This is a genomic window from Slackia exigua ATCC 700122, assembly GCF_000162875.1.
GTDB classification, from domain to species: domain Bacteria; phylum Actinomycetota; class Coriobacteriia; order Coriobacteriales; family Eggerthellaceae; genus Slackia; species Slackia exigua.
The window spans coordinates 1,350,526-1,371,363 of the sequence record NZ_GG700630.1; the positions used below are offsets into that span (position 1 = coordinate 1,350,526).

Sequence of the window (20,838 nt, forward strand, 5' to 3'; positions counted from 1 at the left end):
ATGCAGGCAATTACGGTTTTATACGATATGAAACGTATCTGAAACGCAAAGTGCCTGATGGCGGATATTATAGAATATCTTCGTATACATTCTTGACGCTTCGGCCCCGGGCGGGCCGCTGTGCGCGCGCCAAGAGCGGGGCAGAGAGACGAGCTATGGGATTCGAACAGCTTTTCGCAATCGTGGTCTTCGTGGTGGCCATGGTCCTCATCATGTCCGAGAAGGTGCATCGTACGGTGGTCGCGCTTTCGGGCGCGATGCTGCTCATCATCTTCCATGTGATGGATTTCGATACCGCCATCGGGCATATCGATTACAACACGCTCGGCGTGCTGTTCGGCATGATGCTGTTCGTGGCCGTCGTGCGGCAATCGGGCCTGTTCGAATTCCTGGCCATCAAGACGGCGAAGATCGCGAAGGGCGATCCGTGGCGTATCATGCTGCTCTTCGCGCTTCTGACCGCCGTGCTTTCGGCATTCCTCGACAACGTGACGACGGTGCTGCTCATCGGCCCGATGACGCTTACCATCTGCGAGATCCTCGAGATCGATCCGATCCCGTTCTTCTATATTGAGATCATGTCTTCGAACATCGGCGGCACAGCGACCCTTATCGGCGATCCTCCGAACATCATGCTCGGCAGCGCTGCCGGCTACACCTTCGTCGACTTCATCGCCTACGATGCACCGGTGGTGCTGGTCATCATGGCGGCCCTTATCGTGTCGTTCTACGTTATGTTCGGCCGCAAGATGAGCGTGTCCGCCGAGAAGGAACGCGAGGTCATGGAACTCGAACCGGCGTTCGAGGACGTGCACCTGATGAAGCTGTCGGTCGGCATCCTCATGCTCGTCGTCGTCGGATTCATGGTGCATGGCCAGCTGGGCATCGAGTCGTCGGTCGTGGCCATCACGGCGGCCGCGCTGATCCTGCTTCTGTCGCGTTCCGATGTGACCAAGGCGCTGCATGGCGTCGAATGGACCACGCTCGCGTTCTTCGCAGGCCTGTTCATCATCGTCGGCGGCATGGTGGAGACGGGCACGATATCCGCGCTTGCCAACGGCCTGATCGACGTGACGGGCGGCAATGTGTTCCTGACCATGATCGTGCTGGTCTTCGCTTCGGCGGTCGTCTCCTCGTTCCTCGATAACATTCCGTTCGTGGCGACGATGATCCCCATCCTGCTTGCCATGGAAGGCACCGGCATGGACGTCACGCCGTTGTGGTGGGCGGTTTCGCTCGGCGCATGCCTCGGCGGCAACGGCACGCTCATCGGCGCGTCCGCGAATGTGGTGCTGTCCGATATCTCCGCGAAGCACGGGCATGCGATCACCTTCATGCAGTATTTGAAGATCGGGTTCCCGATGATGGTCATGTCCGTTGCGATTGCGGCGATCTACCTGGTCATGCGCTTCCCGGCATAAGGAGCGGGCGTTCGGTTCGCCTACCGGATGGCCGACGCGCGCCGGGTTTGCTTATCGCCTCGCCAGAAGCTCGCTTAGCCGTTCTTGATGGGCGGGCGTGAGCCTCAGCCCCGTCTCGATATATGCCTCGAGCGTGCCGAAGGTGCGTTCCGCCTCGTCGAAAAACGCGTCAAGATAGCCTTTGCGCGCCTCGAGGAACGAATCGAGGATTTCCGTTTCTTCGGGAGACATTCCCAGGGAAAGGCGATCCCGTTCGGCGGCGATTTCCCGGGCGTTCACTCGATTGGCATCGAGGTAGTCGGCGAGGATATCATTGTACGAAGCGCCGGCGACGTAGAGCGCGACGGCGCTGAGCACGCCCGTGCGGTCCTTCCCGTTCACGCAATGGACGAGAGCGGGCGTCCCTTCGGCGGCTATCGATCGCAGGGCATATCCGATCAGGGGATACTCACGTGCATAACGTCGGTAGTTCGCGCTCATGCGCTCTCCGGGCGCCCCGTACCGCCCGATCGTGCCGGCAATCAGGCGCTTGCCGGCATCTTTTCTCCGCGATTCCGACGGCTCGAGCGTGATAGACCGCACATGCACGATGCAGGGATCGGCGGACGACGCGACCTCGTGGACCGTGCGGATGTCGTAGATAGATCGTACGCCGAGGCGTTCGGATATGAAAATCGCGTCTTCGTGCGAAAGTCCGTCCAGCGCGGCGCTCCGGAAGAGCTTCGCGCCGTAGAGCGCGCCTCCGCCGACGGCTCTGAGGTGAAACGGCCCGTATTCGCGGATCAGCGTGCCGCGTTCGTGCACAGTGAACGCGAAGTTCGTGGTGACGAGGGAAGGCGTGCCGTTCGAGCCGACTCCGCGCGCCCTGAGCACGAACGTCCCTGCGCTTGTCGGCGTGTGCTCGAAGCTCCATCGCACGCCGCGATCCGGGTCGGTCCCGACTACCGGATAGGCCGTCCAGCTTTTCCCGTCGTCAAGGGAGAACTGCACGGCCGATACGCCGCGTTCCAACTCGTCCACGTATCCGGAGAACACGATGGGCTCGTCGACGAAATAGAGCGCTGCATTGTCGGTGTATTCGGTCATGACGCGTGAGGTCCTCCTCGATCGCGGGCGCTGAATCGAACACGCATGCCGAGGCCCACGGCACGGGGCGTTCGCCCCCGACGGCCGCGTCCGGCGGTTGCGTCGTAGGCGGCGCTTGCGTTCCATGCATAGCAAGATACCAGTTCCCGACCGTTTCCGCGCATTCGGCCCATCCGAATCGTTACGAATGCGCGGTCGATGCAGATAGCGGCATGAATCAATTGCACCCTTTGTTTTTCTTGACTTGACCTGGACGTCAAAGTTTATGGTGCTCGCGGGGAAAAGGGACGACGAATAAAGGAGGAATTATGGGAAAGCGATGGCGCATCGTTTCCGTTGCTGCTATCACCTGCGTCCTGTCCCTGTTGGTCGGATTGAGCGCATGCGGCTCGCCGAAACAGGGGGATGCGGAAACGCAGGGTACGGAGGCGAAGAGCACGACGGCTTTGATGGGGCAGAGCGGCGAGCTCGACGAGAACGGCTTTCCGAAGCCGGCGGTCAGGACGCTCGAAGGCGGCATCCAGATTCAACGCACGCCCGACGAGGCCTATCCGGGAACGCTTGATGGGAGCGTCCCGTACCACACGCCCGAGGTGTACGTTCCCTACAACACGTATTATCTGAAGGCGGACGAGAAGGGGTGCAACGCGTGCCATGCTGACCTGGCGAAGACTATCGATTCCATGCCGTACGACCATCCCGACCTAGAGAATCCGTTCGGCATACAGGTCACGGTTCAGATGTGCATCGACTGCCATACCTACGGAGCCGGCTATCTGACCAACAATAAATCGTTCGGCACGATGGTTCACGGCATCCATAACACATCCCAGAAGGCCGAGTGCTGGAACTGCCACGTGGGAACCGGTTCCGGCGACGGCATGCAGCTATGGGACATCGTCAAACACCAGCAGCTTCGCGGCATCAAGCCGGTCGAGAACGTGAAGGGCGATTTCAGCTTCGATCAGACCAAGACCATTTCCGCCGATGAGATGTTCGACTTCTCCTGGCTGAGCTACGACGGCGACTACGACCGCAAGGCAAAGACGGCTGCGGGCGTTCCGATCGACGAAGATCTGTTCAAGACCTGGACCATCACCTTCTCCGGCGCGGTGGGCAAGGAAGCCACCTACACGCTTCCCGAGCTTATCGAGAAATACGGCAGCGTGCAGGTTCCGCTCACGATGCACTGCACGATGAACCCGGTCGGCGGCCCTCTTATCGGCAATTGCACCTACACAGGCATTCCGCTCAGCAAGATCTTCGCCGACCTGGGCATCAATGACGGGGCTGTCGGATTCACGAGCCTTTCCCCCGACGGCAACGCTGCGAACGTCATGTTCGACGATTTCAAGGAAGGCTATCTGGTCTACGAGATCGACGGGAAGCCCCTTCCTTGGAAGCACGGCTATCCCGTGCAGATGGCCGTTCCCGGCTCCGGTGCTCCGGCGTGGAATAAGAGCGTGTCCGACATCATCGTCAATACCGAGGCGGAACGCGATTCGATGTACGAATGGAACGGATGGCCCAAGGAAGCGGGCGACGGCGAGACCTATACGCCCGCCGGCTGGCCCTACGTCACGAGCAACGGCTTCCTGAACAAGCCTAACGTCGGTATTTTCAACTTCAGCGAAGGCCAGGTCATCAAGACGGGGCAGCCCTATGAGTTCACCGGTTACGCCCATGGCTACGACCGTGAGATAACCGCGGTTGAATTCTCCATGGACGGCGGCGCCACGTGGACGCGCGGAGAGACTCCGGGCACGACGAAAGACAACTGGATCGTTTGGAAGTTCGCCTATACCCCCGAAGAAGACGGCGCAGGCGTGCTGACGGTGCGCTCGGTCGCCGACGACGGCACGGTCACGGATGAGCCCGTCGAGATGCTGTTCAACGCGAAGAGCGAATAGGAGGTAGAGTCATGAGCAAGACGATCAAGACCGTCATGGCGGTCGCCACCACCGGCGCCTTCATTGCTTCAGGCACGCTGACCAGCGCCGCTCTCGCCGATCAGCACATCGATGCCGTCGGCTCGGATTCCGGTATCGCGCAGGATGACGCATCCGCGCGGACCGGCTTCACGCGGGTGAATCGCGCGGTCGAGGGGACGTTTTCCTATAACCAGGACGTGACGTTCTCGAACGCAGAGCTGAGAAAGGCCGTGTTCGAAGGTTCCGACCACCTGTGCGGCTCTGCCGATCAAGAGGAGCTGTCTGCGCAGGAGATCAAGGATATACGCGTGCAGGGCGACGTCGAGCATGCGTTCACGGCGAACATAGCCGATTATGAGAAGAAGGCTCCTGCGAAGCGCGTCATGGGCTGCACCTGTGCAGGCAATCCGAACGACGGCCGCGCAAGCGCGAATGCCGAAGTCGAAGGATTCCTGCTCAAATCGCTGATCGCCGACGCAAAGCCCTCTGCCGACGCCAATACCATCACGTTGTATTCCGCCGATGGCTACAAGGTCGCGCTTCCTCTCAGCTACGTCACCCAGCGCTATTCGATCATCGTGACGGGGATAAACGGCGAAGCCGTTTCCTCGGCGGTGGGCTCGGGCAACCAGCTGTGGCTCGGCAGCGTGTCCGCCCGATACTTCGCGCGTGACATCGTGCGCATCGATATCACGGCGGAGAGCGAGGTCCCCGAGATTCCGCAGAGCCCTGCCGATGTCAACCAACCGAACGTGGGCGTGCTCAGCGCCGAGGTGGCGCAGTGATCGGGACCGTCCTCGGCATGGTGGGGAAGGAGGTCATCCTGAAAGGCTATGCCCAGGACTTCGATTCCGCCATCGATTCGATGCAGTTCTCGAGCGATCTCGGACAGACGTGGACGGAGTATCCTGTGAACCATGTCGATGAAGATTCGAATGTGAACTGGGAATATTCATTCGTTCCCGAGCAGGTCGGCCGATACGAGATTCTTATCCGTGCGGTCGATCGGAACGGCGCGGTGACGCCGGAGCCGGCGCATGCCTACGTGGATGTGCGGGAGGACGTCGAGTTGTGATCGAGGCGCGGTGCCGCGTGTCGGCGGCGCGCTGGAACCATAGAGGGCCCGATGAGAGTCGGGCCTTCTGATTTCACGGCATGTCCAAGGCTGTGGACGGAGTGCCGGTCGTCGCATTCCTGCTCGACCCGTCCCTGCATATGCAGGGACGGGCGCTCGCGAGAAGGAGGCGGGCGCCTTCTCGCTTTCGGAATCCTACGCGGTTCGGCTCCGTACGGGAATCTGCAGCTTGTAGAACATCTCTCGGCCCTCGTACAGGAATGCCGGGGTGTCGGCGATGATCTCTCCGAAATAGTCGCCGACGATTTCCAGGTCGTTCTTCTCGGCGAAATCAAGCATTTCGATGATGCCTTGATACTCGCTGTTTTCTCCCTCGGGCGTTTTATAGGAATTCCGGTACATGGTCATGTACGTGTTCTCAGGGATGGTCTCAAGCTTCCCCCTGTAGGAGCCAGGCAATCCGGCGCTCGGAATGAGAATGAACGATTTGTCCACGGAGAAGCTTCCATCCAGGAGGCTTTCCTTTTTGATATGACCTCCTACCAGCGCGAACAACCATACCGGAAAGCCGCTTTCCTTCAGGTGCCGCTTCGTGAGCCGCAGGTTTATCTCCCAGTCCTGGATGACGCGGTCGGCATCGCCGTCGAGAACCCCGGCTCCCGGATGAAGAACCTCGAAGAACAGGGCCGTGCGCTCCTCGATATGTTCGAGGATCACGTGATCGCAGATGGGATGGTCTGCAAGGATGCTGTAGTTCTTCAACATCATTTCGGCGCTCTTCTGCGCCAGGGTCAACCGGTCGATCTCTTCCTGAACGTCGTCGATCCGTTCTCTAAGCGAGGTTTCCCATAAGGATCGGTCACGTTGATGCACCAGGTGCGCGATGTCATCGAGGGAAAAATCCAGACTCCGGAGATGGTGGATCATATCGATGGTCGCGCTTTGCTCGCAGCTATAATAGCGGTAGCCGGTTTCCTGGTCGATGCGTGCGGGTTTCAGGATTCCCTTTTCATGGTAGATCCTGAGCGCTCGTTCGCTGATGCCGTTCAATTCGGCCATCCGACCGATACTGCATTCCTCCATTGGCGTTCCCCTTTGCCAAACGGAATGGGCTCTGTCCGAATTGCGCATGCTGTGCGAAGCGTTCGGCTTTCCGCATCCGAATCGGATTGCGCACTGAGCCTCCCCCGAGTTCGATCGCTTGCAGCACCAATTCTCAGTTGACTATTCTACAGGGGTAGGTTCGCTTTACGCGTTAAACCTTTCAGCCTGGATTCGTCGGATGGCAGCCATTCTTGCGACGGAGGGATTGCCGATCTTTTCAGTGAAAATATGCCAATCTTTGTAATGAAAAGTTACCAATCTTAGTAGTGAAAAAGCGCCAATCTTTGTAGTAAGATTTAATTCAAATAATCTAGCAGGCATTATAAAAAGAGGTATCCATGCGGAACTACCGGAAGCGCGTATACGACCAGATTCTTGAAAAAAGGCTTGCAGCCAAGGGTGCGGTGCTTATCGAGGGTCTGAAATGGTGCGGCAAGACGACCACGGCCCAACAGCATGCCAAGAGCGTCTTGTATCTGCAGGATCCTCGTGCCAGGGCGCAGAACCTTCGACTTGCGCAGCTTGATCCTAGCCGCCTTCTCGAAGGTTCGGCACCACGATTGATCGACGAATGGCAGGATGCGCCTCAACTCTGGGACGCTGTGCGGTTCGAGGTGGACGAAAGGGGAGAATTCGGTCAGTTCATCCTGACCGGATCGAGCGTCCCGGCGGACATGAGCGAAATGGCGCATTCAGGAACGGGGCGAATCGCCCGCATGCGCATGGGTACGATGTCTCTGTTCGAATCAGGAGAGTCGACGGGCGATGTTTCGCTCGGTCAGTTGTTTTCCGGAAGGGACATGCCTATTGCGTCATGTGAAGACGATCTTGGAACCATGGCTTTTCTGACTTGTCGCGGCGGATGGCCCGAAAGTATTGACCGACCGTATGATGTGGCTCTTCAACAGGCATTCGATTATCTTGACGCACTGGCTGAAACGGACGTATCCCGCGTTGATGGAGTGAAGCGCAATCCTCTGACAGCCCGAGCGCTCATGCGTTCGTATGCACGCATGAGCGCTTCGCAGGGAACGAGCGTATCCATATTCCAAGATGTAACGGAGAGCGGACATGACGTAAGTCCGAGCACTCTGAATCAATACCTCGAAGCTCTTTCGCGGCTGTTCGTGACAGACGATTTGCCTGCTTGGAATCCGAACCTCCGTTCCAAGACGGCTATACGAACGTCCGCTACGCGTCATTTCGCCGATCCGTCCATCGCGACCGCGGCGCTGGGAGCTACGCCCGCGGAGCTCTTGGACGATCTGAGTACGTTCGGCCTTGCGTTCGAGACCCTCTGCATTCGCGATCTCAGGGCATATGCTCAGGCTCTGGACGGTGAAGTGATGCATTATCGCGATCGATCGGGGCTTGAGGCGGACGCGGTCGTTCGTCTTCGCAATGGGAAGTATGGGCTTGTGGAAATCAAGCTTGGCGGCTCGGCTCTCATAGAGGAAGGTGCGAAGAGCCTCAAGGTGCTTGCGCAGAAGATAGATATTAAGAAGATGCGCGATCCTTCGTTCCTCATGGTTCTTACGGCTACGGGCGGCTTCAGCTATACGCGCGAAGACGGGGTGCTTGTTGTGCCCGTTCGGACGCTCGGGGTGTAGGCTGGAGCGTATGGCGGGCTGCGCAGCTGCGAGGTTGCGGATTCGCTTGGCATCGGGCTGCTGCCGTATAGCACGCATGACGATGCTGTTAAGCGCCCCCCACTCTTCGTTCTAGTCGGTCTTCCGGTCGCAGTCGCATTCCGCATCGCGGGAATGCCTCCTATCCCTTCGCTCTATCCTGCGCGTCGGGCGGGGAAGACGCCCGCGATGATAGAGCCCGCGCAGCGCGTGCCCCCCGCGTGCCAGATAGTCGGTCAGGTCGCGCGGATCGTCCGAGGTGCTCCAGTTGAACCAGATGCTCGCGTATCGCAGCGCCGTGGTCAGCACGACGCATACGGCCAGCGCGATAAAGTCGTTCATAGAGGCAAGCAGCACAAATGAGAACGAGCCTGCGACGCCCGCCATGCCGTAGAACGATCCTGCCTTGAAGATGGCGGGAACTTCGCCCACGAACACATCGCGCAAGGCGCCTCCTCCCACCGCCGTCACCGCGCCGAGAATGAACGAAACCACAGGTCCGCTGTCGCAGCCGAGCGCCTTGCTCGCGCCCGCTGCGGCGAACAGCCCGACCGAAAGCGTATCCAGGAGGAATACCGCAGGTTCGAGGTTGCGGAAGATGCGTCTGAAATAGAATGCCAGCACGCATACGACTATGCTCGCCAGCACGAGGTACGGATGCTGCGTGAAATAGACGCCTTGGTCTTGGAGGAGCATATCGCGCAGGATGCCGCCCCCGAAGCCCGTGATGAGCCCGAGCGAAACGACGCCGATGATGTCGAGCTTGCGGTTGCACGCGAACGTCGCGCCGCCGATGACGCCGACGACCACCGCGAGATAGTCGATGATGGCAGGCGTCAGGCCTCCGCCCGTATCGACGAGCTCGGGAATCAAGGCGGCGAGGAAGTGCTCCAACCGGCGCTCCTTTCGCATGCAAGGCGGAAGTGATGACGATGCGGCGATGATAGCGCGAGTCTGCGCGTTTTTCGAGATGCGAATGCATGCGATTCGTCGTGCGGGCTGCATCGTTTTTCGACCAAGCGTCGACTGTATGCAATCTTGGTTCGATACAAACGTATGGCGCGCGGATTCGCCAGCACCTCATTTCCCGCGAGGCGTCCGACAGGACATGTTTCGCTTCCGTATGCACGTTTCTTACGGAAGCGAAACGCATTTCGCTTCCGTAAGATGTGCGGCAACGTTGCTATGCGAGCTTCGGATCAGGTGCGACGAGCAGATTCGGAGTCGTTGTGCTCGGATCGGGCAAGACATTGGCGATCTTGTCGGTCGCATCGGGATGGGATGCCTTCAGGCCGTCGATTTCGCCGTATTCAAGGTTCGCTCCCGGGCATGCTTCAACGCACGCAGGCAGCTCCCCTCGATCGAGCCGATCGCGGCAGAGGTCGCATTTACGGACCTTCTGTTCACGCTCGACGTAATGAGGCGCGCCATACGGGCATGCCTTCACGCAGGTCTGGCAGCCGATGCATGCATCGTGGTCTTGCACGACGATGCCGTTTTCAAGCTTCGTGTATGCGCCTACGGGACAGTTGGCAAGGCACTGAGGGTCAGCGCAATGGTTGCATGCCATCGAGACGAACGCGAACGCCAATGTGTCGTCGGTCATGACCGTGCGAACTTCGCGCATGGATACGTCGTCGAATTCCGGCAGGTTCGTGGTTGCGCACGACATGGCGCACGTCTTGCATCCATAGCAGTGGGCATTGTTGAAGAAGAATCCGAGGGTCATCGCTATGCCTCCTTTCGAATCTCGACGAGCGTCTCATTGCAGCAGTGCTCGGTCGCGATGGGCCCCGCCGCGTCGTTGGTGACATAGCTTGACGACCCTCCTTGTTGCTCCCACCAGCCGTTTTCAAGGCAAATGACGCCCTTCATGACGTGCGTGGTGACGATAGCCCGAGCCTTATGCTCTCCGCGGTCGTTATAGACGACGCACGCGTCGCCGTCGGCGATTCCGCGCGCAGCGGCATCTTCGTCGTTCAGCATCGCGCATGCGTAGTCGCGTGAAAGCGCTTCGATGCGGGTGAGACTTGCGAAGGTGGAATGCACGCTGCGGTTCAGTTTTCGTTGCACGGCGGCCAGAGGATATTTCTCTCCGAGTCCGGATGAGCCGCCGACGGTTTCCGGGCAGCGCATGTACGTGACGACGGGCTTGAATCCTTTGGCGACCCAGTTCGACATATAGACCTCGGCCTTGCCTGTCTTCGTGCAGAAGTTGCCGTCCTCGTAGGGAATGAAGTCCGCGGGATATGCGTCGATGGCGTGCTCTTTTTGCAGCTGCTCATAGGTATAGTCGGTGCCTTCCAGGGCTTTCTGTATGAAGAAGGCGTTGTCGTGCTGGAAATCCTCGCCGAAGCCCATGCGCTCGGCCAGCTTCGTGAAGATCCATAGATCGTCATGCGCTTCTCCAGGCGCTTCGACGGCTTTCTGCGACAGCTGGATGAGGTGGCTGCGTCCATTAAGAAGAATATCCTCGGTTTCGAACACCGTGGTGCAGGGAAGGACCAGATCGGCATAGAGCGCCGTGGATGTCATGAGGGAGTCGATGACGACGACGAAGGGAATCTTGTGCAGGGCCTGCTTCACAAGCTCGGTATTGGGGAATTGGGTCATCGGGCTCTCACGGGCGGAGATGAAGACCTTGACCGGGTTCGGATCGTCGTCCATGACGTGCTGTGCGAACTGGACGCGCGGGATGGTGGGGAGTCCTTCTTTCGGTTTGGGATTCTCGAACATCGGGGAAAGCTTGATGATGTTGTTGATGCCGCCGGCATCGGCGACCCCGTCGCCCTTATGCCCGATGTGTCCCGTGAACAACGCGAGATTGTTCATGGCCTGGCATGCGTAATTTCCATAGGAGATACGCATGAAACCGCCCATGTTCTGGATGATCATGGCCCGTTCCGCCGAAGCGTACGCTCGGGCGATTTCGACAACCTTTTCAGCAGGGACCGAGGTCTCGGCCTCGACGGCCTCCGGGGTCCATTCTTGGAGCTCGTCGACGGTCAGATCGTAGACAGTCGAATAGCGTCCCTCATGCTCCGTGCCTTTCATCGAAAGAAGCGGATCGACGCCTTCTGCATCGTGACGCACAAGCTCGCCGGTATTGGAATCGATGACCATCATGGACGTCGGGTCGTCGTCGGATTCCATGACCGCAGCGCCGTCGGCATCTACGAGGGCGGGGAAGGTGGTGTGTTCTTTCAAGAACGACTCATCGGTCAAGCCTTCGTCGACGATGACCTTCAGCATGCCCATGGCGAGCGCGGTATCGGTGGTGGGTTTGATAGGAACCCATTCCGTGGACTTGGCAGCGGTTTCGGAGCATACGGGATCGATGGTGACGATCGTTCCGCCCTTGTCCATCACGTGCATGAAGCGGCTGAAGTAGCCGTTCATGGTCACCGCAGGATTATTGCCCCATACCAGCATGTAGTCGGCGTTTTCGAATTGATTGCGCAGGTCCATGAATCGCTTGCCGAAGGAAACCTTCGTCGATTCGTTCATCGCGGCGCAGCACAAGGACCCGCTGAGGGTCATGGTTCCGCCGAGCCGCGCGACGAAGGCGGACATGGCTGATCCGGGAATCGCATTGAAGTTGCCGGCATGTCCATCGATGACGATGGCCTGGTTGCCGATCGTGTCGATGGCGTCTTCGAGCTTCTCGGCGATCAGGTCGAAGGCTTCATCCCAGGAAATTTCCTTCCATGCGTTCTCGCCTTTTTCACCATCGCGCAGCAGCGGCATGGTGAGGCGGTCGGGAGAATTCAGCCACCCGATTCGGGACATGCCCATCATGCAGGGCTTGGATTCATTCGAGGCGCCGCAGTCTACCTTGACGACCTTGCCGTTCCTGACGAGGGCGCGAAGATTGTGATGCTGGCATTCGGGCGGGCATGCGGCGAAGAATTCTTCGCAGTCTGCCCAAGGATCGACAGACTGCTCGTGAGATTCTGCGCCGTCAGACCCTTTGTCGAAGGTGCAGCCGGCCATGCCCGCAAGGCTTGCGGCCATGCCGACGGCAGCCCCTGTTTTCACGAAATTGCGACGCGAGACCCCATGTGCCTGTCGCCGCGTATGGCTCCCCTTTGATTTGGGCATACTGGTCGAAACATCCATTACATCCCCCTTTGTTTCGTCGAAAATGATTTCGATATGGAAAATTGTCCGAATTGGCGTATGGTTGCGCAAGGGCCGCCGCATCGACCTATCAGGAAACGATGAGCAGGGGATCAGGCAGGACTTATCGGTATCGGAAAACGATAGGCGAGAGCAAAGGAATAGGGCGTTTCCGTTCGAAGAACTATGATTGAGAATCAGACGGCGCTTCAGGGGGCAAGGCGGTGATGTTCGATGGCGAAGGATCGGCAGGCTGCGCAGGAGCGGAGGGCCGTGGTCCAACGGATCGGGGGTGCGCTGGCAAGGCTTCGCCATACGAGCGAAGGCATTGCGGGTTCCCCAACGACTGCAAACGGCGTTCTCGGCTCGGATTGCGATGATGCCGAAAGGGTTGCCGGCGCTGTCGTGGACGAGATCCAACATGCAATGGGTTTCGGGCTTCCATTCTGCATGGACGGCGAAGACGTGGACAACTCGAGAAATTTCTATGTGCTGAACGGTTACGTCGCGAATCGGCTCATGCGTTGCGGGCAGGCCGCTGTCGGGAATGGGTGGGCGAGCCGCGAGGCGGAGATGCCCGAAGGGCGTCATCTTGCGATTTCCCGGATCATGGGGGAGGTGGTCGCCTGCGTTCGCCTGACAGGTTGGGATTCTGATCGAAAGCGCGTGCTCGACCTTTTTCTCGGAAGGATCGAGCCGAGGGATGATCGTGAGCGGGTGATCAGGAAATTCACACGAATGATGGTTTCTCAGGATCCGGTCGACCTAAACGTTGACGCGGTGCTTTCCTCATACGAGGAGCTCTATTCGGATACCGAGCAATCGGAGTCTCCGTTCGTGGAAGAAAGAAACGACCGATGTCTTCGCGCCGTCCTCGAAGAGGTCATGAGCGTCGTTCTGCAGTCCGATGACGACGCTCATCCACCTTTCATCAAGGCGTTGATCGCGTTCCAGGCCATTCTGTCGCTGCGCCCTTTTCATGTGGGGAACATCTACATGGCGCGTCTGCTGTTCGCATGGTCGATGCGCTTTTCCGGCTATCCGATAGCAGGCCATGCGCCGATCGTCGAGTTTTTGAAGCGGTGGAAGGCCGATGCGATCTCGAGCGACGATCCCTTCATGCCGCGCATGGCGTTCGAGGATTCCGTAAGGATGCGTGGACGGCTGAATGATTGGACGCCCTGGTTCGAAGAGGTTCTGGGATTCATGCGAAGCGATCTTGAGCGCACGGAGGAAATGCTTTTCCGCATGCTGCTCAGGAGAATGCGCTTGCAGGATCTTTTATCGAACGTCGGGTGGATGAACGGCCGGCAACGCATGATCTTGCTCGAAGCCATCCTGCACGTCGACGCAGAGTTCACGTATGGATCGGTAAAGAAGGATTTCGACGTCGCATATGCGTCTGCCTACGCCGATCTGACGGAGCTGAGAGACGCTGGGTTTCTGAAAGTCATGCCGGCCGGCACGACATCGGTGTTCGTGGCTGAACACGACATGCGCGAACGGGTGCACGACATGCTTCGCCAGCATGCACCCGAGGCATACGCGAAGGTCTATACGGTCGAAGGCGGTTTGACCGAGGAATATCTCGAGGTGCGCGAACGCGTGCTGCTGCGCATGAGAAGGAACATGCTTTCATTCGATGGGTCGGGGTTTTCCATTCCTCTGTACAATTTAGGCGAGGCGGGCTGGATGGCAGACGAGCCTTCGTAACGCGTCGTCTTTAGCCGCGTCAGCATCGGTCGTCGTCAAGGCTCATGGACGGCCAGTCGCCTTATGAGGCGTCGGGCATGCAGGGGATCGCGATGATTTCGGCTCGATAAAACGCGCGGTCGACCATCCTTGTCCGGAAGATTCACGCCATGCGGGCAAGGGCGTCGGGGTCGCTTTCGTGCATGATCCGCATCACTTCGTCTTCCGGCATGTCGAGCGCGGCGGAGAACTCGCTCAGAACGAGTCCTACGGCCTGGTCGTATAGGCGCGTGTACATGGACGAGGGAATATGCCGCTTCGATTCCTGTTCGGCGATGCGCTCGCGCATGGTCTTGGCCACGCGCATGGCCTGCAGGCAGTCGTTCTCACGCAGCATCTGCTTGAAGTGGTCTTCCACGGTGTGGGAATTGCTGTCTTTGAAGTCGTCCGTCTCGATGAGAGGGAAACGGTCGACGAGGTCGAGCACCGCGTTTCGGGAAAGGATGGGGCGCAGGAAATCCTCATGGTCCATGGGGACATAGACGGTGCCGCCGCGTTTACGCGTCGCCTCGAGCACGTAATACCGGCGATCGGCGCCGCCGAAGGAAAGGGGCTCGTTCGTCTTCGTCACGATGCACACGCCGTAATTCGCATACACGACCCGGTCATTCACGCTGTACACGACATCGCCCCCGAAAACGTCGATTTCTGAAATCAGGGCGCACCTGGTAAAACGCCCATAACGTTGTACCAGAATATCATGTACGGCAAAAAGAATCATGAAAGAGCAGGATTCTTGATAGAAGCAATGGAATAGAGCGGTATACTACAAAATTTTTGTTCGGTTCATGTTATGCATGAGCCGAACATGACGGCGCATTCTTAGCAAGGCGATACGCGCGAGAACGTTCCGTCGGCGTATTCCGCGCTCCGTCGTTCGTCGAGCGATCCGCCTTCATGCATAGGCTGTGCACGGCGCCAGCGTCGCGATGCTCTCGAAGCAATGCGCTCCGTTCTGATCGCCCGAGACGTACCAGGATCCGTCTTCGAGCCGAAGGCGCGTCAGGTCGAAATCGCTTCCATAGGGAATCTCGTGCTCGAACGAGATCGCGAGCGACTTCAGCGTGGCGTCGCGCATGGCATCATCGGGCAGGGCGTCGCATATGAGGTCGGCGTATCGCGTGTTGTTGACATGCCCGTTCGCGTCGCAGTACGAAAATCCTGCATGGACGCTGCGCACGTACGTTCCCTCAAGCTTGCGGGGGATGCGTACGCGCAGCTCGCGATCGATGTTCTCGTTGAACGCAACCCACCCGTACGATTCGGGAAGGTGCCGATAGATGCTGCGGTCCTCGGTGTTCACAAGCACCCAGCGCGCGTCCATGAGACCGATCTCGTTGCCGCGCGCATCGTGGAATTCGGTGATGCGCTTGCACATGCCGCGCCGATGGGCCTCGGGGCGCGTCGTGATCGTGAGCTCCTCGTCCGCATGCGGCACGCGTGCCCACGCCAACGCCGAGCGCACGACCACCCAAGCGGTGCGCGTACGCTCGTAGAAGTCGGCATCCATGCCGGCCGAGGTGCAGTGATCGGTCGCCATCTGCTGGGCGAGGCGCATGCCTCCCCGCGGCGTCAAGAGATGGTTCATGTCGCAGTCGTTGTCGAAGATCCGGAAGGTTTCCGTATGGGAGGGGGAGAAGCGCCCGCGGTGCGCAGGCGCCTCCTTCGCGGCGGCATCTTCGACGGCGCGCATGCGTGCGGTTTCGGACCCGGTCATGAGCGATGCTTCGTTTCCCTAGATGGCGGCAGCGATCAAATCGCCGATTTCGGAGCAGGAGCGCTTCTTCTCGCCCGGCTTCGCGATGTCGCCGGTTCGATGCCCTGCTTCCAAAACGCGTTCGACGGCGGTTTCGACGGCGTGCGCCTCGTCCTCCAGCCCGAAGCTATAACGGAGCATCATCGCGGCGGACAGGATGGTCGCGATCGGATTGGCGATGTTCTGCCCCGCGATATCGGGGGCGCTGCCATGGATGGGCTCGTACAGGCCGCAGCTCGTCTCGCCGAGCGATGCGCTCGGAAGCATGCCGAGCGATCCGGTGATGCAGCTCGCTTCGTCGGAGAGGATGTCGCCGAACAGGTTTCCCGTCAGGATGACGTCGAACTGGCTCGGATTCGTGACCAGCTGCATTGCAGCGTTGTCCACATAGTAATAATCCACCGCGACGTCGGGGTATTCCTGCGCCACGCGTTCGACCGTCTCGCGCCACACGCGGCTCGTCTCCAGAACGTTCGCCTTATCGACGCTGGTCACGTGGTTGCGGCGCTGGCGTGCCATCTGGAAGGCGCGATGCGCGATGCGCTCGACCTCGGCCACGGAATAGTTCATGTCGTCATGTCCCGTGCCGTCTTCGTCGCGCGTCTTGGCGCCGAAATAGACATCGCCGGTCAATTCGCGGCAGACAACCAGATCAAGGCCGTCCTTTATGCGCTCGGGCTTGAGCGGGCAGGCGTCGGCCAGGGGCGCGTAGAGCACGGCGGGGCGCAGGTTCGCGAAGAGCCCCATGGCCTTGCGGATGCCGAGCAGGCCGCGTTCAGGACGGTTGTCGGCCGGTTGGGCGTCCCACGTGGGACCGCCTACGGCGCCGAGCAGAACGCTGTCGGACGCGAGGCACGCATCGACGGTCTTCTGCGGCAGCGGCACGCCGGTCTCATCGATGGCGGCACCGCCGATGAGGGCGTCGGTGCAAACGAATTCATGCCCGAACTTCCTGCCGACCGCAGCGAGCGCCTTGAGCGCCTCGTCGACGATCTCGGGTCCGATGCCATCGCCCTTGAGAACGGTGATCCGGTATTCCATAGAAGCCTCCTAGTCTTCGTCGGCGTCGGCCTGGGCGCGCGCCTTCAGGGCGTTGAACAGCCCGTCGTGGTCGATGATGTTCTGGATGAATTCGGGGAAGGGCAGGGCTTGGAACGTCGCGCCCGTGGTGAGGTCTTCGATGACGCCGGTCGAGAAATCGACCGCGACCTCGTCGCCGGCCTCGATGGCCTCGGCCGCCTCCGCGCATTCGAGGATCGGAAGGCCGATGTTGATGGCGTTGCGGTAGAAGATGCGCGCGAAGCTCGATGCGATGACGCAGGCCACGCCGTTGTCCTTGATGACACGGGGCGCATGCTCGCGCGACGATCCGCAGCCGAAATTCTTGGTGGCGACGATGATGTCGCCCGGCTTCATGTTCTTGACGAAGTCGGCGTCGATATCCTCCATCGCATGCGTCGCGAGCTCTGCCGGATCGGCGATGTTGAGGTAGCGCGCCGGAATGATGACGTCGGTATCCACGTTGTCGCCGTATTTGAAAACGGTTCCTTGTGCCTTCATAGGGCATCCTTTCGAAGCGGCGTCCGGTCGCATGCGGTGCGGCATCCGGCCGGGCGCGGGCGGCGGTGTCAGAGCAGCTCGATATCGGCAGGGTCGGTGATAACGCCCGTGATGGCGGATGCCGCCGCGACGGCCGGGCTCGACAGGTAGACCTCGCTGGTCACGTGTCCCATGCGGCCGACGAAGTTGCGGTTCGTCGTGGCGATGGAGCGCTCGCCTGCGGCGAGGATGCCCATGTGGCCGCCCAGACACGGGCCGCAGGTCGGCGTGCTGATGACGGCGCCTGCCTCGATGAATATCTTGGCCAGGCCTTCTTCGATGCACTGCAGGTAGATATGCTGCGTCGCGGGCATCACGATGGTGCGCACGTGCGGGCTGACGGTATGGCCCGCCAGGAGCTTGGCGGCGATGCGCATGTCTTCGATCCGACCGTTCGTGCAGCTGCCGATGACGCTCTGGTCGACGCGGATGCCGGCCAGCTCGGTTACGGGCTTCGTGTTCTCGGGCAGGTGCGGCGCTGCGACGGTAGGCGGGATGCTGCCCAGGTCGATGTCGAAGACGCGCTCGTATGCCGCATCTTCGTCGGCGGCGAAGATGCGCGGCTCGTGCTGCGCGCGGCCTTCCATGTAGGCGAGCGTCTTGTCGTCTACGGGGAAGATGCCGTTCTTGGCGCCCGCCTCGATCGCCATGTTGCAGATGCTGAAGCGGTCGTCCATGGATAGCTTCGCCACGCCCGGGCCGGCGAATTCCATGCTCTGGTACAGCGCGCCGTCCACGCCGATCATGCCGATGATATGCAGGATGACGTCCTTGCCGGACACCCAGGGCGCCGGCGTGCCGGTCAGGTTGAACTTGAGGGCGGAAGGGACGCGGAACCACGCGCGCCCCGTGGCGATGCCGGCGGCCAGGTCGGTCGACCCGACGCCGGTCGAAAACGCACCCAAGGCACCGTAGGTGCAGGTGTGGCTATCGGCGCCGATGATGGCGTCGCCCGAGGCCACAAGCCCCTTCTCAGGCAGGAGCGCATGCTCGACGCCCATCGTGCCCACGTCGTAGAAGTTGACGATGCCGTGCTTGAGGGCGAATTCGCGCACCTCCTTGCACTGCTCGGCGCTCTTGATGTCCTTGTTGGGCGCAAAATGGTCCATGACAAGCGCGACCTTGGTCTTGTCGAAGACCTGCTCGAAGTCCGCCTCGCGCAGCACGCGGATGGATACCGGGCCGGTGATGTCGTTGGCGAGCGCGAGGTCGATATCGGCCTCTATAAGCTGGCCCGGCACGACGGAGTCGAGGCCCGCGTGCGCGGTCAGAATTTTCTGCGTCATGGTCATTCCCATGAGGGTTCCCCTTTTGGTCGTGTCATCGGATGGCGCGCTTTGCGGCGTAGGCTCCCAGGCGAACGGCTGGACGACGTTCGGAAGCCTGCGTTCCAATCGTCCGCCGGCATTGAGGCTGTCGGCTGCGCCGCCGGCTGCCCGTCTGGGCAACCGCCTTCCGACGACGTGGCTACTTGCGGCGGTTGATGGCGCTTATCAGGCCCTTGATGGATGCGGTGATGATGTCGTGGTGCTCTCCGCATCCCCAGACGGTCTTCCCATCGTCGCCCGCGATGCCCACGTAGGCGGCCGCACGGCTGTCCGATCCCGCCTCAAGGGCATGTTCGCTATAGGTTTCCACATGGGTTTTCACGCCCACCTTGGCGAGCGCGTCGGTGACGGCATCCAGGCGTCCGTTGCCGTTGCCTATCGCATCCTGCTCGATGCCGTCGACCTTGACAGTGATGAAGGCCTTGAACGCCTTGTTGTTATCGGCGTGGGCGAAGTGGAAGTCCATGAGCTCGATCGGGGCCGCGCGGTTGACGTATTCGTCATGGAAGATGCGGTTGACCTCGTCCGGCGTGAGCTCCTTATGCTCGTGGTCGGACACGTCCTTCGTGTGGTAGCTGAGTTCTTCGCGCATGACCTTGGGCAGCACGTAGCCGAAGTTCTGCTCCAGGATATAGCCGAGGCCGCCCTTGCCGGACTGGCTGTTGATGCGGATGACGTCGGTTTCGTAGCGGCGGCCCACATCGGTCGGGTCGATGGGCAGATACGGCGTGGTCCAATGTTCGGGATCGTGCTCCGCGCGCCAGGCGAGGCCCTTGGCGATGGCGTCCTGGTGGCTTCCCGAGAAGGCGGCGAAGACGAGTTGGCCCGAATAGGGCTGGCGCGGGTTGACGGTCATGCGGGTGACGCGCTCATACATCTCGGCGATGGACGGCATGTCGTGGAAGTCCAGTTCAGGATCTATGCCATGCGAGAACATATTCATCGCGAGCACGATGATGTCCACGTTGCCGGTGCGTTCCCCGTTGCCGAACAGCGTGCCTTCGACCCGGTCGGCGCCGGCGAGGACGCCCAGCTCGGCGCAGGCCACGCCGGTGCCGCGGTCGTTATGCGGATGCAGGCTCAGCTCGACGCCTTCACGGAAGGCCAGATGCTTATGCATGTATTCGACCTGCTGCGCGTAGACGTGCGGCGAGCTCATCTCGACGGTCGCGGGCAGATTGATGATGGCCTTGCGCTCGGCGGTCGGCTGCCACACATCGAGGACGGCGTTGCAGACCTCGAGCGCGTATTCAGGCTCGGTGCCGGTGAAGCTTTCGGGACTGTACTCGAACCGGTAGTTCTCGTGGCCCGCTTCGTCGGTCAGCATTTTGAGCAGCTTCGCGCCATCGGTCGCGATCTTCTCGATCTGATCTTTGTCCTTGCGGAAGATCTGTTCGCGCTGGGCAACGCTCGTGGAATTGTACACATGCACGATGACGGGGGTCGTGCAGCCCTCGAGCGCTTCGAAGGTGCGCTTGATGATGTGCTCGCGTGCCTGGGTCAGCACCTGAATCGTCACGTCTTCGGGGATCATGTCGTTTTCGATCAGCGTGCGGCACAGCTCGTATTCGGTTTCGGAGGCCGCAGGGAAGCCGATCTCTATTTCCTTGAAGCCGATTTCCAGCAGCTTCTTGAAGAACTCCAGCTTCTCATCGAGGCTCATCGGCGTGATGAGGGCCTGGTTGCCGTCGCGCAGGTCGACGCTGCACCATTTCGGGGCGCGTTCGATGGAATCCTTCCGCACCCAGTCGAAGCAGGGTTCGGGGGGCAGGAAGTATCCGCGCATGTACTTGGTGTGGGCTGGCATTCCGGACATAGGAGGTACCTTCTCTCTTCGTGTCGCTTGCGCGATCGTTCATGACCTGGGACGCACGCGCTTGCATGGTCGCCTCCGCGCGATGCGCCGGGTGCGTCGATGCATGTCCGTCATACGGATGCGGGTCGAGAAGGTTCTCGGGGCCGCCGCGGGGATGCATCGTCCGTCTTCGGCGAAGTCTTATAAGGCGCAGACCCGAGTTCGATGTTTCGCCAGGGGCGAA

At 60.1% G+C, this 20,838-nt stretch carries 17 protein-coding genes; 6 read left to right on the plus strand and 11 right to left on the minus strand.

The window, feature by feature from the left end; all coding sequences use genetic code 11:
- Nucleotides 1-155 precede the first annotated feature (155 nt).
- On the plus strand, nucleotides 156-1,421 hold the full coding sequence (locus HMPREF0762_RS05850) for an ArsB/NhaD family transporter (RefSeq protein WP_006362593.1): 1,266 nt from the start codon (nucleotides 156-158) through the stop codon (nucleotides 1,419-1,421).
- A 51-nt stretch (nucleotides 1,422-1,472) separates the two neighbouring features.
- On the opposite strand, the gene HMPREF0762_RS05855 is transcribed toward HMPREF0762_RS05850, so the two are convergent.
- Nucleotides 1,473-2,507 (minus strand): tyrosine-protein phosphatase, encoded by a 1,035-nt coding sequence (locus HMPREF0762_RS05855; protein WP_006362594.1) that lies wholly within the window; start codon nucleotides 2,505-2,507, stop codon nucleotides 1,473-1,475.
- A gap of 308 nt (nucleotides 2,508-2,815) precedes the next feature.
- Here HMPREF0762_RS05855 and HMPREF0762_RS05860 point away from each other — a divergent pair, with 308 nt between their 5' ends.
- From HMPREF0762_RS05860 to HMPREF0762_RS05870, 3 genes are read left to right on the plus strand one after another with little or no spacing between them, the layout of a single operon-like run.
- Nucleotides 2,816-4,417, plus strand: coding sequence for a molybdopterin-dependent oxidoreductase (locus HMPREF0762_RS05860; RefSeq protein ID WP_006362596.1), 1,602 nt, complete (start codon nucleotides 2,816-2,818; stop codon nucleotides 4,415-4,417).
- 11 nt (nucleotides 4,418-4,428) lie between these two features.
- Entirely contained in the window at nucleotides 4,429-5,223 is a 795-nt protein-coding gene (locus HMPREF0762_RS05865; protein ID WP_006362597.1) for a molybdopterin-dependent oxidoreductase, read from the plus strand.
- On the plus strand, nucleotides 5,220-5,513 hold the full coding sequence (locus tag HMPREF0762_RS05870; RefSeq protein ID WP_006362598.1) for a hypothetical protein: 294 nt from the start codon (nucleotides 5,220-5,222) through the stop codon (nucleotides 5,511-5,513). Before HMPREF0762_RS05865 ends, HMPREF0762_RS05870 begins: the two co-directional genes overlap by 4 nt.
- Nucleotides 5,514-5,708: 195 nt before the next feature.
- Here the strand turns inward: HMPREF0762_RS05870 and HMPREF0762_RS05875 are convergent, their stop codons facing one another.
- Entirely contained in the window at nucleotides 5,709-6,596 is an 888-nt protein-coding gene (locus HMPREF0762_RS05875) for a MerR family transcriptional regulator (protein ID WP_006362599.1), read from the minus strand.
- A gap of 359 nt (nucleotides 6,597-6,955) precedes the next feature.
- Here HMPREF0762_RS05875 and HMPREF0762_RS05880 point away from each other — a divergent pair, with 359 nt between their 5' ends.
- Nucleotides 6,956-8,227 carry an ATP-binding protein gene (locus HMPREF0762_RS05880; protein ID WP_006362600.1) on the plus strand — a complete coding sequence of 424 codons (1,272 nt, stop codon included), beginning with the start codon at nucleotides 6,956-6,958 and terminating at the stop codon, nucleotides 8,225-8,227.
- A gap of 111 nt (nucleotides 8,228-8,338) precedes the next feature.
- Here the strand turns inward: HMPREF0762_RS05880 and HMPREF0762_RS05885 are convergent, their stop codons facing one another.
- The 3 genes from HMPREF0762_RS05885 to HMPREF0762_RS05895 form a co-directional block, all read right to left on the minus strand.
- Nucleotides 8,339-9,139: a trimeric intracellular cation channel family protein gene (locus tag HMPREF0762_RS05885; RefSeq protein WP_115314229.1), complete on the minus strand. Its 801-nt coding sequence runs from the start codon at nucleotides 9,137-9,139 to the stop codon at nucleotides 8,339-8,341.
- Between the two features lie 289 nt (nucleotides 9,140-9,428).
- Nucleotides 9,429-9,974: a 4Fe-4S dicluster domain-containing protein gene (locus HMPREF0762_RS05890; protein ID WP_006362604.1), complete on the minus strand. Its 546-nt coding sequence runs from the start codon at nucleotides 9,972-9,974 to the stop codon at nucleotides 9,429-9,431.
- Between the two features lie 2 nt (nucleotides 9,975-9,976).
- Nucleotides 9,977-12,259 carry a molybdopterin-containing oxidoreductase family protein gene (locus HMPREF0762_RS05895; RefSeq protein WP_248676494.1) on the minus strand — a complete coding sequence of 761 codons (2,283 nt, stop codon included), beginning with the start codon at nucleotides 12,257-12,259 and terminating at the stop codon, nucleotides 9,977-9,979.
- Nucleotides 12,260-13,102: 843 nt separating this feature from the next.
- Between HMPREF0762_RS05895 and HMPREF0762_RS05900 the strand changes: the two genes are divergently transcribed.
- Entirely contained in the window at nucleotides 13,103-14,077 is a 975-nt protein-coding gene (locus tag HMPREF0762_RS05900) for a Fic family protein (RefSeq protein ID WP_248676496.1), read from the plus strand.
- Between the two features lie 142 nt (nucleotides 14,078-14,219).
- On the opposite strand, the gene HMPREF0762_RS05905 is transcribed toward HMPREF0762_RS05900, so the two are convergent.
- The 6 genes from HMPREF0762_RS05905 to HMPREF0762_RS05930 all read right to left on the minus strand — a co-directional run bounded on the left by HMPREF0762_RS05905 (nucleotide 14,220) and on the right by HMPREF0762_RS05930 (nucleotide 20,615).
- Complete coding sequence (locus HMPREF0762_RS05905) at nucleotides 14,220-14,738, minus strand: CarD family transcriptional regulator (RefSeq protein ID WP_115314286.1); 519 nt, start codon at nucleotides 14,736-14,738, stop codon at nucleotides 14,220-14,222.
- A gap of 273 nt (nucleotides 14,739-15,011) precedes the next feature.
- Nucleotides 15,012-15,833 carry an acyl-[acyl-carrier-protein] thioesterase gene (locus HMPREF0762_RS05910; protein WP_006362608.1) on the minus strand — a complete coding sequence of 274 codons (822 nt, stop codon included), beginning with the start codon at nucleotides 15,831-15,833 and terminating at the stop codon, nucleotides 15,012-15,014.
- A gap of 18 nt (nucleotides 15,834-15,851) precedes the next feature.
- Entirely contained in the window at nucleotides 15,852-16,913 is a 1,062-nt protein-coding gene (leuB, locus tag HMPREF0762_RS05915) for a 3-isopropylmalate dehydrogenase (RefSeq protein WP_006362609.1), read from the minus strand.
- A 9-nt stretch (nucleotides 16,914-16,922) separates the two neighbouring features.
- Entirely contained in the window at nucleotides 16,923-17,432 is a 510-nt protein-coding gene (gene leuD, locus HMPREF0762_RS05920) for a 3-isopropylmalate dehydratase small subunit (RefSeq protein ID WP_006362610.1), read from the minus strand.
- Nucleotides 17,433-17,500: 68 nt separating this feature from the next.
- The gene (gene leuC / locus HMPREF0762_RS05925; RefSeq protein ID WP_006362611.1) at nucleotides 17,501-18,769 is read right to left on the minus strand and encodes a 3-isopropylmalate dehydratase large subunit; all 1,269 of its coding nucleotides are present in this window, start codon (nucleotides 18,767-18,769) and stop codon (nucleotides 17,501-17,503) included.
- Nucleotides 18,770-18,938: 169 nt separating this feature from the next.
- Entirely contained in the window at nucleotides 18,939-20,615 is a 1,677-nt protein-coding gene (locus tag HMPREF0762_RS05930) for a 2-isopropylmalate synthase (protein WP_115314231.1), read from the minus strand.
- Nucleotides 20,616-20,838: the final 223 nt, after the last annotated feature.